This window comes from Methylobacter marinus A45, assembly GCF_000383855.1.
Lineage (GTDB): Bacteria > Pseudomonadota > Gammaproteobacteria > Methylococcales > Methylomonadaceae > Methylobacter > Methylobacter marinus.
In genome coordinates, this window is record NZ_KB912877.1 from 2582686 (window position 1) to 2596005 (window position 13320).

At 55.2% G+C, this 13320-nt stretch carries 11 protein-coding genes; 4 read left to right on the forward strand and 7 right to left on the reverse strand.

All coding sequences use genetic code 11. From position 1 onward, the window contains the following. Window positions 1-3: 3 nt before the first annotated feature. Window positions 4-387, reverse strand: coding sequence for a glycine cleavage system protein GcvH (gene gcvH / locus METMA_RS0112175; protein WP_020159370.1), 384 nt, complete (start codon window positions 385-387; stop codon window positions 4-6). 267 nt (window positions 388-654) lie between these two features. Here gcvH and METMA_RS0112180 point away from each other — a divergent pair, with 267 nt between their 5' ends. The 3 genes from METMA_RS0112180 (at window position 655) to METMA_RS0112190 (ending at window position 5411) form a co-directional block, all read left to right on the forward strand. Continuing rightward, on the forward strand, window positions 655-1545 hold the full coding sequence (locus METMA_RS0112180; protein ID WP_020159371.1) for an efflux RND transporter periplasmic adaptor subunit: 891 nt from the start codon (window positions 655-657) through the stop codon (window positions 1543-1545). 112 nt (window positions 1546-1657) lie between these two features. Next, window positions 1658-4735: an efflux RND transporter permease subunit gene (locus METMA_RS0112185; RefSeq protein WP_020159372.1), complete on the forward strand. Its 3078-nt coding sequence runs from the start codon at window positions 1658-1660 to the stop codon at window positions 4733-4735. Then, window positions 4716-5411 carry a lipase family protein gene (locus METMA_RS0112190; protein WP_020159373.1) on the forward strand — a complete coding sequence of 232 codons (696 nt, stop codon included), beginning with the start codon at window positions 4716-4718 and terminating at the stop codon, window positions 5409-5411. The genes METMA_RS0112185 and METMA_RS0112190 overlap by 20 nt, the downstream gene beginning before the upstream one ends. Before the next feature lie 57 nt (window positions 5412-5468). Here the strand turns inward: METMA_RS0112190 and METMA_RS0112195 are convergent, their stop codons facing one another. The 5 genes from METMA_RS0112195 to METMA_RS0112215 form a co-directional block, all read right to left on the reverse strand. Then, complete coding sequence (locus tag METMA_RS0112195; protein ID WP_020159374.1) at window positions 5469-5792, reverse strand: HesB/IscA family protein; 324 nt, start codon at window positions 5790-5792, stop codon at window positions 5469-5471. Window positions 5793-5816: 24 nt separating this feature from the next. Then, on the reverse strand, window positions 5817-6917 hold the full coding sequence (locus METMA_RS0112200; RefSeq protein WP_020159375.1) for a cysteine desulfurase family protein: 1101 nt from the start codon (window positions 6915-6917) through the stop codon (window positions 5817-5819). Window positions 6918-6922: 5 nt separating this feature from the next. After that, window positions 6923-7405, reverse strand: a complete 483-nt coding sequence (gene iscR, locus METMA_RS0112205) for a Fe-S cluster assembly transcriptional regulator IscR (protein ID WP_020159376.1) — start codon at window positions 7403-7405, stop codon at window positions 6923-6925. 267 nt (window positions 7406-7672) lie between these two features. Next, window positions 7673-8446 carry a serine O-acetyltransferase gene (gene cysE / locus METMA_RS0112210; RefSeq protein ID WP_020159377.1) on the reverse strand — a complete coding sequence of 258 codons (774 nt, stop codon included), beginning with the start codon at window positions 8444-8446 and terminating at the stop codon, window positions 7673-7675. 1 nt (window position 8447) lies between these two features. Then, a complete protein-coding gene (locus METMA_RS0112215) occupies window positions 8448-9176 on the reverse strand; it encodes an RNA methyltransferase (protein WP_020159378.1) in 729 nt (242 codons plus the stop codon). A 90-nt stretch (window positions 9177-9266) separates the two neighbouring features. Here METMA_RS0112215 and METMA_RS0112220 point away from each other — a divergent pair, with 90 nt between their 5' ends. Beyond that, entirely contained in the window at window positions 9267-10061 is a 795-nt protein-coding gene (locus METMA_RS0112220; RefSeq protein WP_027147281.1) for an inositol monophosphatase family protein, read from the forward strand. Between the two features lie 200 nt (window positions 10062-10261). Here METMA_RS0112220 and METMA_RS0112225 read toward each other — a convergent pair whose 3' ends face one another. Next, the gene (locus tag METMA_RS0112225; protein ID WP_020159380.1) at window positions 10262-12517 is read right to left on the reverse strand and encodes a TonB-dependent receptor plug domain-containing protein; all 2256 of its coding nucleotides are present in this window, start codon (window positions 12515-12517) and stop codon (window positions 10262-10264) included. Window positions 12518-13320 lie beyond the last annotated feature (803 nt).

The window sequence follows — 13320 nt, forward strand, 5'->3', positions numbered from 1 at the left end:
GGATTACTGTTCAATCAGCTGACCGTAAGCTTCGGCATCCATTAATGAATCCAGGTCGGACAAATCGTCCGCTTTAACGCAAAAAATCCAGGCTTGATAAGCGTTATCATTAACCTGCTCGGGTTCGTCGGTCAGGGCGGTATTGACGGCGACAATCTCGCCAGCCACCGGGCTGAACAAGTCCGATGCGGTTTTAACCGACTCAACGACCGCGCATTGTTCCCCGGCGGCTACCTTGCGCCCCGGTTCCGGCAGTTCGATATAAACCAGATCGCCCAATTCCTGCTGGGCAAAATCCGTTATGCCGACGCGCACTGTATTGTCGTCTTCCAGCAGTGCCCACTCGTGGGTTTTGGCATATTTCAGGTTTTCCGGCAAATCACTCATATTTCATCTCTCAAAAATAGTGTTTACGTAACTTACATGATTGATTTCAAGGATAACGCGCTATTTTTTAAAAACAACAAAAAAATTCATTTAACCGATCGGCAGGTCTTATAATTCAGCCCTTATCTATAAGGCCAGCCAACCCCATGCTTTTTTTCGCCAAAATCACTGCTTTTTTGATAGCCTGTTTTTTTTTCCGCCGCTATTTTTCCTGTTTCCGCCGAGCATGGCGATACGCAGGAACAGACAGAAACCGGGCGTCAGGCAGTGGTTCTGGACGATGAAGCCCGTATATTGGCAGACCTGCAAATTCAGCGGCTGGTTGCCTCGAATTATCAGCCCGAGTTTACCGCCTACGGGAAGGCGGTTGCTATTCAGCCGCTGCTTGCACTGCGCAGCCAGTATCGGACCGCGTTGGCCGAACACAAAAGCGCGGCGGCCAGGTTCAATCTGGCCGAGCAAGGCATCAAGCGGCAGCAGGATTTATACCATCATGACATCGCCTCAAAACGCAGCCTGCAGAATCAGCAATCGCAATGGCAAACCGACAAGGCCCAACTGGATGCCGCGCGGTTTCGCATCAAGGCCATTTATGACGAAGCCCTGCTGAGCTGGGGCGGGGCATTGACCGATTGGGCCTTGTCGCCGGACTCGGACAAACTGGCGCCTTTTTTATCGGGACGGCAAATTCTTCTGCAGGTCACGCTGCCCGCCAACAGCTATCTGGCTGATGACGTGAAGGAAATTTACATTGAGCCTGCGGGCGTGCGCGGCAGGGCCCGTAAAGCCACGCGCATATCGGCCGCGCCGCAAAGCGATGGCGTGGTTCAAGGGGAAAGTTATTTCTTTCAAGCCGACGGCGACCGGATCAGGCCCGGCATGCGCGTTGCGGCATGGATAGCCCGACAGGCTGAAGACAGGGTCGGCGTAATGATTCCCAAGTCGGCGTTGATCTGGCATCTGGGCCAGGCGTTTGTTTATATCAAGACCGGCAATGACCGGTTCAGCCGCCGGCCTGTCACGCATTTCTCGGCCGCTGCCGACGGTTATTTTGTCAGCGCGGGTATCGACCCCGGCGAGGAACTGGTGACCATTGGCGCGCAAATGCTGTTGTCGGAAGAAATGCGCGGGCAGATCCCCGATGAGGATGATGATTAACCCGTCATCGCCCATCGTTTAATGCCGCCGCCCGGCTGAAGCACAGCCATCCAGGAAGCCTTACAGTCCATGCGACTGAAAATCGTGATTAATCGGGAATATTAACAAAACCATGCTGGCTGCTCTCATCCGTTTTTCCATCCGTTGCCACGGCATTGTCATCGCCCTGGCGGTACTGATCCTGGTCTATGGCGTTTATCGCTTTTCCACGGCCGGGCTCGATATTTTTCCGGCTTTTTCGCCCAAACAGGTCGTGATTCAAACCGAGTCGCCGGGGCTGTCTTCCGAGCAGGTCGAAGTGCTGGTGACGCAGCCGATTGAAATGGCGATCAGCGGCCTGATCGGCATGGAATCGGTGCGTTCCGAATCGATTCTGGGCCTGTCGATCGTGACCGCGACCTTCAGCGAGGACAGCGATATCTATCGCAGCCGGCAGTTGGTCAGCGAGCGGCTGGCGAGCCTGCCGGGACGGCTGCCGCAGGGTATGGGCACGCCCGTGGCGATACCGCTTTCCTCGTCGTCCGCGACGGTTTTGACGATCGGCTTGAGCTCCGACAGCAAGGATTTGATGGCCTTGCGCAGCCTGGTCGACTGGACGCTGGTGCCGCGCCTGATGTCCGTGCCCGGCGTTGCCGATGTCAATGTGTTCGGCGGCGAAGTCGCGCAGTTGCAGATTCAGGTCGATCCCGTGCAGCTGCATCGCTTTAACCTGGCGCTGGACGACATCATTCAGGCCGCCTCGCAAGCAGGCACTATTCAGGGCGGCGGTTTTATCGAAAACGACAACCAGCGTTTCACGCTGCAGGTGACCGGGCAACCCGCGACGCCCGAACAATTCGCCAAAATCCTCGTCAGGCGCGATCAGGGCCGCAACATAACCCTGGGCGAAGTGGCAACGATTGCCTATGCGCCCGAGCCGGCTATCGGCGGCGCGCAAATCATGGGCAAAACCGGTATTGTCATGATGGTCATCGGCCAATACGACGCCAATACCTTGTCCGTCTCCAGGCGGGTGGAGCAGGTGCTGGATGAATTCGAGCCTATCTTCAGCAAGCAGGCGATTGTGTTCCATTCGCATCTGTTCCGGCCGGCCGATTATATTGAAGCATCGGTGGCCAATTTGTCGATCCATCTGCTGATCGGCGGCCTGTTCGTGATCATTATTCTGTATCTGTTTCTGTTCGATTTCCGCACGGCCTTTATTTCCGCGCTGGCCATTCCCTTGTCGCTGATCAGCGCCGTCATTGTCCTGCTGGAAGCCGGAGTCAATCTCAATATCATGGTGCTCGGCGGCTTGGCAATCGCGCTGGGCGAGGTCGTCGATGACGCCATTATCGATACCGAGAACATTTTCCGGCGCCTGCGCGAAAACCGCTTGTCGGATCGACCGCTGCCCGTCGCCGATGTCGTTTACAGGGCTTCGCTGGAGGTGCGCGGCTCGGTCGTTTACGCGAGCTTTATCGTCGCGCTTGTGTTTGTGCCGCTATTGACCCTGAACGGCGTGGCAGGGCGCTTGTTTGCGCCGTTGGGCTACTCCTACATCCTGGCTATCCTGATGTCGCTGCTGGTGGCGCTGACCTTGACGCCGGCCCTGTGCTACGTACTGCTGGGTAGCCATGCCGCGCACGACGAGCCGCCGCTGATCAAGCGTCTCAAGCCGCTCTATGAGCGTTTGCTGGGTTTCGTGATCAGGCGATTTAAAGTGGTAATGACCGGCAGCGTGATCGTGTGTCTGGCCGGTTTGCTGGCTTTTTTCAGCCTCGACAGCAAGTTCCTGCCCGAGTTGCGCGAGGGCCATTACATAGTTCATACGGCCAGCATGCCCGGCACGTCCTTGCAGGAATCGTTAAGAATCGGCCGTCGGCTGACCGAACTGTTTCTGAAGATCGAAGGCGTCGAATCGGTATCGCAATGGGCCGGGCGGGCAGAGCGAGGCGCCGATACATACGGCAGCCATTACAGCGAGTACGAGGTCCGCCTCAAGCCCATGTCGGGATCGGAGCAGCAGCGGATATTGGACAGACTCAGGGAAATCCTGAGTGATTTTCCGGGCATTTTATTCGAAGCCAATACCTTTCTGACGGAGCGGGTCGACGAGACCATTTCCGGTTATACCTCGCCGGTCGTCGTCAATATTTACGGCAATGATCTGGCGGTGCTAGACGACAAGGCCCAGGCGCTCGCCGAAATCATGCGCGGCATTCCCGGCGCCGCCGACGTGCAGCTGCGCTCGCCGCCCGGCACGCCGCTGGTGCGGATCGATCTGGATCTGGATCAGCTGGGTTTCTGGGGTATCGCGCCGTCGCAGGTTATCAATACTCTGCAGGCCGCCTACGAGACGCATGTCGTCGGCAAGCAGGCTCAGGGCAATAAAATCTTCAATATCGCCGTAGCCCTGGCGCCGGAGCTGAGAAAACAGCCCGAATCGATTGCCCGGTTGCCGATCAGGACTCAGGACGGCAGCCTGATCATGCTGTCTCAGGTCGCGGAGATCAGGCACGCGGCCAGCCGCTACAATATTCTGCATCAGGGCGCGCAACGCCGGCAGACCGTGACCTGTCATGTCATCGATCGGGATCTCGATGATTTCATGCGCGAGCTCAAGGCGCGCGTGCAGGAAGAGATTCCGTTCCCGGCCGATGTTTATCCCGAATTCACGGGCGCGGCGGCCGAGCAGGCCCAGGCCCGTTACGAGCTGATTCTGCATGCCTTGCTGGCCGGTGCCGGCGTGCTGATCTTTATCTATGTTGCCATAGGCAGCGCTCGCCACGTCCTGCTGACGCTGGTCAATCTGCCGTTTGCCCTGGTCGGCGGCGTTGCCGCGGTCGTGTTGACCGGGGCGGCGCTGTCGGTGGGCTCGGTCGTCGGTTTCATCACCTTGTTCGGCATTACCGTGCGCAACAGCATCATGCTGCTGTCGCACTACCGCTATCTGATCGAAGTCGAGGGCAAAGGCTGGAATTTGGAAACAGCCATACAGGGCGCTCAGGAACGGTTGCCGGCCATTTTGATGACGGCGATGGTGACCGGGCTGGCCATGTTTCCGATCGCTTTCGACAGCGACAATCCGGGGCGCGAGATCATGGGGCCGATGGCGGCGATTATCATTGGCGGGCTGGCGTCTTCTACGCTGTTGAATTTATTGTTATTGCCGGGTGTATTGTTACGTTATGGAAAATTTAAAACATAAACTGAAAATTATAGAGCAGGATTCGGAAGCCATTATTCTGCTGCACGGCCTGGCCAGAAGCCGCTTCAGCATGAATAAAGCCGGTAAGCTGCTGGCGGCATACGGCTATAAAATCATCAATGTGCATTATCCTTCGCGTAAAAGGGCGATTGAGTCGTTAGCGTTAGAGTATATCGCGCAGGCGCTGGCAGAGTGCGACTCAGAGCAGATTGAAAAAATTCATTTCCTGACCCATTCCATGGGCGGGATTCTGATTCGCTATTACTTGTCGGCAAAACCCATCGCTAAACTGGGGCATGTGGTTATGCTGGCTCCGCCCAGCCAGGGCAGTGAAATTGTCGACAGACTGGCAGGCTGGCCATTGTTTTATCTGTTAAACGGTCCGGCAGGGTTACAGTTGGGTACGGATAAAGATAGTCTGCCCAATGCCTTGGGGCCTGTGAATTTTCCGGTAGGGGTGATCGCCGGTGATAGAAGCGTCAATCCTTTGCTCTCTTTGCTCATTCCTGGTGTTAACGACGGCAAGGTGTCGGTAAACCGGGCGCGGGTGGCGGGCATGCAGGATTTTATCGTTGTGCCTTACTCACATCCCTTTATTATGCAGCGGGAGCCTGCCGTAGAACAGGCGCTGTATTTTATTCAGCAGGGCTGTTTTGCCAATGGCTTGAGACGTTGACGTTGTTGAAAGGGCGGTGAGAGCGGCTGTCTGCTAGCCACTCCATGAGCCTGGCTGTTAAACGGAAAAACTCTCGCCGCAGCCGCAGGTGGCTTTGACATTGGGATTGTTGAACTGGAACGCCGCATTGATGCCTTCGCGGCGGTAATCGACTTCGATGCCGTCAACCACCGGCAGATCGGCTTCCTGAACGATGATTTTGACACCGAAGTGTTCAAACACGGCTTCGTTCTCGGCCAGTTCATCGGCATAATCGAGCGCATAAGCATAACCGGAGCAGCCGGATTTTTTGATGCCGAGCTTTAAGCCGATGCCTTTGCCGCGCTTTTCCAGTTGTTTCTTGATTTGATTCGCAGCGCTTTCCGTTAATGAAACAGACATAATAACCTCTTGGTACTTGATCCTTTACAACAAGGATTTCAATAATTCAATGAATTTGCCGATGTCGGCGGCCGTATTGGCTTGTCCCAGGCTGACGCGAATGGCGCTTCTGGCCAGCTCGGGTTCGACGCCCATGGCCGTCAGCACGGCGCTGGGCTCTCTGGCGCCGCTGGCGCAGGCCGAGCCGCTGGAAACGGCGACGTTTTTCTGGTCCAGCTTCATGAGCAGCATCTCGCCGTCGAGCCCGTCTATGCCGAACTGGACGGTATTGGGCAATCGCTGAGCCTGCCGGGCAAAAATCGTCAAGCCGGGGATGGTTGTCAAGCCCTCTTCGAGCTGTTCCCTTAAAGCGAGCAGGCGCCGGCCGCGTTCGGCCAGTTCCACTCCGGCCAGTTCCGCCGCTTTGCCGAATCCGACGATGGCCGCGACGTTTTCGGTGCCGGCTCTCAGATCCTGTTCCTGGCCGCCGCCCAGTAATAGCGGATTGATTTCGACGCCTTTTTCGAACACCAGGGCGCCGCAGCCTTTCGGCCCGTAGATTTTATGGCTGGATAGGGACATCAAGTGCACGCCGAGCTGATTGAAGTCTACCGGGATTTTTCCCAGCGCCTGCACGGCGTCCGTATGCACGAAAATCCGATGCGCCCTTAATTGCCGCGCATAGGCGGCCACATCCTGGATGACGCCGGTTTCATTGTTTGCCAGCATGAAAGACGCCAGGCCGGGCTTGCGCCTGATAATGGCGTCGATGGCCTCTTGGGTAATCAGGCCGTCGGCATCGACGGCAACGATGGCAAGCTCACGACCCTGGCTGTTCATGCGCTGGGCCGGTTCGGCAATGGAAGGGTGCTCAATGGCTGAAATGGCAAGTCCGGCATCGGGGTTGCCCGCGGCCAGAGCCAGATTATTCGCTTCGGTGCCGCCACTGGTGAAAATGACCTGCGCAGGCTGTACGCCAACCAGCGAGGCGACCTGTCCGCGGGCCGTCTCCAGGGCGCTTCGAACGACCCGGCCCGGACGGTACAGGCTGGATGGATTGCCGTAGAAAGTGGTGAGAAAGGGCAGCATCGCGTCCAACACCCGTTCGTCGATCGGGGTTGTCGCGTTATGATCAAGGTAGATCATTTAAACTAAGCTCTAGCTCCATTTTGGCGATGGATTTCAATCACCCGCTCAGCATCTTGCTCCTGCCTTTTGGCAACTTCCTGAACCTGATGCCTTTCCAGCAATTCACCCAGACTGATGCCGGTCAGATAATGGCGAATCTGTTCGCTCAATCCCATCCATAAGTCATGGGTCAGGCAGGCCTGGTTATTCTGGCAGTTGGCTTCGCCGCCGCACTTGGTGGAATCAAGCGGTTCATCGACGGCGGCAATAATATCGGCGATATTGATGTCATTGGCCTTGCGGCTGAGCTTGTAGCCGCCGCCCGGCCCGCGAACGCCTTTGACCATGCCGGCACGGCGTAAACGCGCAAATAACTGTTCCAGATAAGACAGGGAAATTGTTTGACGAGTTGCAATATCGGTTAGGGTAACTGGCTTCTTCTGGCTGTGAAAAGCCAGGTCCAGCATAGCTGTCACGGCATAGCGGCCTTTAGTGGTTAAGCGCACAAGACTATCCTTTATAAATACAATAGGTTCTCATTACTATACTTAACCTAGCAAAATAGTCAACTTTTATAGGGTCATTATTTTTATCTGCCGACGGTCATCCCTATTAAAGTATTAAACTATTGTAATCAGTTAGTTAAGGGTTTCTTAATCAGGTGCTTCCGGCCCCGTGACAAAGTCTTGCCGTTTGCATGAGCGGAATTGCCGGGACGAAGGGATGGGGCCGCGTGCCCGTAGGGACGAAATGTCCGGGGCGCAAACCGGTGTCTAGATTTCTTCTTTCCGGTCTTCGTAGCCGTCCTCGATTTCACAGCCTTCCAGATCAGGCATCGGTGTCTCCGAATAGGTAATGCCGGCGTCATTCAGTGCTTTTTTCATGGTTTCTATCTGTTCATCCAGCACATGAATATGATCGAGCATGCGGTTGATGGCGTTGGCGATGGGGTCCGGCATATCGGCTGTTGCGCCATAGGCGTCAAAGCCCATCTTGCTGGCGATCGCATCGCGCCCCATCGTTGCTTTTTTGACTTTGGTGTCGACGATATGGCCCGGAATGCCGACTATCGTCGCGCCGGCCGGGACGGGTTTCAAGACGACCGAATTCGAGCCGACGCGGGCGCCTTGCCCGATCTCGATAGGTCCTAAAACCTTGGCGCCGGCGCCGATGACCACGCCGTTGTGCAACGTCGGATGGCGCTTGCCTTTCTGCCAGGTCGTGCCGCCCAGCGTGACGCCGTGATACAACGTGCAGTCGTCGCCGATCACGGCGGTCTCGCCGATCACGACGCCCATGCCGTGATCGATAAAGAAGCGCCGGCCTATCTGGGCGCCGGGATGGATTTCGATGCCTGTCAGCCAGCGGCCGATATGGGCGATAAAGCGCGCCAGCCATTTGAAACCGGCGTTCCAGCAATAATGGCTGATGCGGTGAATCAGGATGGCGTGAATGCCGGGGTAGGCGGTAATGACCTCGAAAACGGATTGCGCCGCCGGGTCACGCTCGAAAACGCACAGGATGTCTTCTTTCAATCGGTTGAACATGTCATTGATTCCTTTTATGGCCCTGAGACATTCTCAGGATACCTCTGAGGATGTCCACTTCTTTGGTATCGAGTTGCGCGCGATTAAAAAGCCTGCGCAGGCGGCGCATGATCGATTTTGATTTGTCGGGATGCATGAAGCCGATATCGGTCAGGGCCTCATAGAGATGGTCGTAAAACATCTCCATTTGCGTCGTCGTGGCCTGCGGATCCTCGCCCTTGTCGCCGATCGTGATTTCGTGCGGCTGGCCGGAGGCGACGAACAGTTCATAACAGATCACCTGCACGGCCGCGGCAAGATTCAATGAGCTGTATTCGCTGTTGCAGGGAATGCGCAGCAGATAACGGCACAGATCCAGCTCGTGGTTTTTCAGCCCGGAATTTTCCCGGCCGAAGATAATGGCGGCTTTTGCCGTCCGGGCTTCAACAGCCAGTTTTTCGGCGCATTCGCGGGGCGTCATTTCCGGCCAGCTGATGGTCCGGCAGCGGGCGCTGGCGCCGATCACCAGCTGACAATCGGCAACCGCTTCCTCCAGGCTTTGGCAGACAGTTGCGCGCGCGAGCACATCATCGGCGCCGGATGCCCGCGAGGTTGCCTCGGCGCTCGGAAAAATCTTGGGCGCGACCAGCCACAGATTATCCATCCGCATGTTCTTCATGGCCCGGGCGACGGCGCCTATATTGCCCGGATGCGAAGTTTCGACCAGAACGATTTTGATATTGGACAGCAATGTTGTCTCTTCGTGGAAAAAAGAGTCAATTTTAGCAAAAGATTTGGTATGCTATGGATGTTTTCTACTTGCTCATTACAAATTCAGCCTATGCAACCAATGCTTAATATTGCCGTCCGCGCCGCAAGAAGCGCCGGCGACCTTATCGTACGTTCCGCCGACAATGTCGGTCGTTTACGCATCAACCAGAAAAGCAGAAATGATTTTGCCAGCGAAATCGACCAAATGGCCGAGCGGGAGATCATAAACATCATCAAAGCCGCTTATCCCGAGCATGGTATCCTGGCTGAAGAAAGCGGCGAGCACAAAGGCAATGATTTTATCTGGGTGATCGACCCGCTGGACGGCACAACGAATTTCCTGCATGGCTTTCCGCAATATGCCGTTTCCATTGCCTTGATGCACAAAGGTAAAATCGAAGTGGGCGTCGTTTATGACCCGTTGCGCGATGAGTTGTTTACCGCCAAGCGCGGCGGCGGCGCCATGCTGAATAGCCGCCGTATTCGAGTCACGGCTCAGACCGGCTTGATGGGCGCGCTGATCGGCACGGGCTTTCCTTTTAAAAACCCACAGCACCTCGATGCTTATCTGGGCATGTTCCGCGCTTTGTCGGCGGATTCGGCCGGTATCCGGCGGGCCGGCGCCGCGGCGCTGGACCTGGCTTATGTGGCCGCCGGCCGGTTGGACGGTTTCTGGGAAATCGGCCTGCATGAATGGGATATGGCGGCAGGCATCCTGCTGATCAAGGAGGCCGGCGGCGTCGTCACCGATTTTTCCTTCAATGACAAATACATGGGATCGGGCAATGTGATCGCCGCCAACCCACGCATGCATCAAACCATGTATCAGGCGATTGAGCCGCATGTCACGGCCGCTTTGAAATAAGCAATAACCGAAAAGTACAAGCGGGTTGGTGAAGAAACCGCGCGGGATGCAGTCGTCTGCTTCCCGCGCGGTTTTTTTATGCTTTAAAAATGATGCGGATGAGGCGTCAGGGTTGCCGAAGCCGGTTATTGATCCTGTTGCAGAATGCAGGACAGGGTTTCCGGTTGGCCGGCGCTTGCCGGGCGCAACCGGAGAAGGGGCTAATAGGTCAACGTCAGGCCGACATTGAACGAGCGGCCCATGCCGGGCACCGCGGTTCCGGCCACGCTGGTTTCGCCAATGTAAGTACCGCCTAACGGCAGGGCGTAATTTTTATCCAGCAGGTTTTCTATGCCAGCGTCGATGCGCATATGCTTCCAGCTGTAACTGCTACGCAGATTCAGCAGTGCATATCCAGCTGTTTGCGGCTCCAGGCGCACGTCCTGTACATGGTTTTTGGCATCTACGATCTGGGTTTCAATCGTGCTGGTCCAGCCGCCCAATTGATGCTCCAGTGATACCAGGGCATTAAACGGCATTTGCTGATACAGATTGCCGCCTGTGTCGTTGTTTTGTCCTCTGACATAGCTCATGATCGCTTTACCGGTCAGGCTGCCGTATTGGCTGGATTGCAGCAACAGTTTCTTGCCGAACACATCGACGCCGAACAGATGCGCATCAAAGTTGTTCAGTTGCAGCAGGTTGAAGCCGCCGCTCGCAGGGCTGGCGCAGGTTACACCGTTGGCCGGCTGGCACAGCTCGGCATCGATATAATTGTCGACGGTGGTATAAAAAGGCGTAACCTTGACTTGCCAGTCTTCCATGTTGGCGTCGTGCCAGTCGGCGGTCGCGCTGACAGTATGGGCGACTTCGGGCTGCAGATTGACATTGCCTACATAGCCGTTGCCGTCGCCGACCCAGTTGTTCATGAACATGCTCATGGGCATGACCATGGTCATGCCCATCATGTTCATCTTGGTGCCGCGCGACCAGGCATAGCGTTCGTAAAGGCTAGGCGAGCGGGTTTTTCTGGCAATGCCCAGCTCGTAAGTCTGCATATCGTTGAAGGTATAGCGCGCCAATGCCGTCCAGTCGATATTGACATCGGTACGTTTACGCTTGCTGCTGTTGAACGCTCCGGCCTCTTCGGTCACTTTGCCGTAGTCCATGACATTGCCGGCATCCATTTCCACACCGCCCACGCGGATGCCGACCTGGGTCAGCCATTGCTGGTTCCAGCGGCCTTCCCATTCGGTGAATACATCAAACCGGTCGCGCTTGCCTTCAAAGATGTTCCAGAACGGCCCCGGCCCCTGCATCATTCGCATCGGGTTGGTGCCGATCGGATCCCACCAGTCATTCAGGCGGTAGCGTTGGTATTCGCTGCCGACGGTCAGCATATGCTGGTCGGTCAGGTCGATATTGGCCTTGACCAACAAGCCCTGGTTGATGCCGTGCGTATCCATGGGCATGGTCCGCCCCGTTTCGCCGCCTTTGTCCTTCAGGAAGTTCATCTTGTGCCGGGCATCCTCGTGATAAGCGCGCGTTTCCAGATTACCCCAGTCGAACTGGCTCTTGGTGGAAACATTGGCAAACCAGCTGTCATCGCCGACCATGTCCATGCGCACATTGGGGAAGCCCTGATAAGGGATATTTTGTTGGCCTACTTTAATGATGGCCTGGTGATTGTCGTTGCGCAAAGCCAATGACAGCGACTGGTTTTCGGAACGATAGAGCGAGGAGGCGACGACGTCATTGCCGTTGATTCGGTTGGCGGTCGTGAAATCGCCACCGGCTTTGTAATTGCGCGACTGTACCGAAGAACCCGTGTAAGTCAGTGAGGCATTCTCATTCGCGATCGAGGCGGAAATATTGCCGCCGTACGCATCGCCGTTGCTGCGGTAAAAGCCTGACATCTGGCCCCTGATCAAAGGCGCCTCGCCGTCCTCGGCAAATTCGGGGTCGGCCGAATTGACGCGAATGGTCCCGCCGATACTGTCGCCGCCCAGACTCACCGGTGTAATGCCGGCCAGGATCTGGGCGCTGAGGACGCTGGAAGGGGCGACATAGGAAAGAGCCGGATTCATGTGGTTGGCGCAGGCCGAAATCAAATTCATGCCGTCTACCTGTACGCGCAGGCGGTCGTCCGCCATGCCATGAATAATGGGCCTGCTTGAAATGCCGCCGCCGCCGGAAAGGCTTACGCCGGGTACGTCGCTGAACATTTTGGCCGTGTCGCTGATAGCCGTCCTGGATAGCGCTATCTTGGAATGGTCGAGATAAGAGCCGAAAGGCACATCGATATTCGATGACTGCCCCTTGATGATCATCGTATCCAGAAGCATGGCATCTTCCGCGATTTGCACATGTTCTTTATTCTGGCCGGCAGTGATGTCGGCCTGGTCTGCCGGTGCTGGTTCGGCAGCAATCCCGCTTCCTAAATAACTCGCTCCCAATAAGAATACGTATTTTTTCATTATTATTTAATTTATTAGTTAATGATCTGCTAATGTTAAGCATTTTACATGCCATGTTAATAATGAAGGGCTGGCTGCGATTGTCTGGTTGATGGCGCTATTTTTACAAAAAAGCTGTAATTATTACCTTAATGTTTTTGAGTGAAATCACGCAATTGAGTGAGTTAAATAACATAGTTTAATTATTTTTCTATTTAGGACAGCTGAATCCGTCAGGTAATCAACCGATGAAACACAAAGGGGAGTTATTGAGTATTCAATGGAGGTTGCTATTGAACAATGGGGAGCTTTAACAGACTTGATGTCCCCGGGCTTGATTCTGAGAAAAGCAGATTTGACGATAAAGATTTGCCAACGGCAGGTGTGTTTCGATTCAACCGACATTCCGCAGCCAATTCAGCCACTACCGGAATAATATGAAACATGGAAATCACCTAATAATTTGCGATGCGGCTCATACAAATCAAAGGGGTTGCCTGTATCGTGCGAATGCATTGTAGGGGCGGACCTATGTGTCCGCCCTGCTTCGGGTGCATAATAAATTATCGGAGAACCGCTGGCCAAAGGTGAACCGTTGAGCAAGGGCGAACACACAGGTTTGCCCCTATGTGTCTGTTCATTTACGGTATCAGGGCATCAATCCGTAGGCATTGCCAGATTAAAACGCCTGGGAATCAAGGAAAATGAGCAGGCCGATTAACAATCGATACTGAAATAATTCTGATTGGATCAAATTTTGCCGCGGAATGTAGGATTCAAGTTGGCGAAGCAGGGTGGTTAATAAAACCGGAAGATGATGGAAA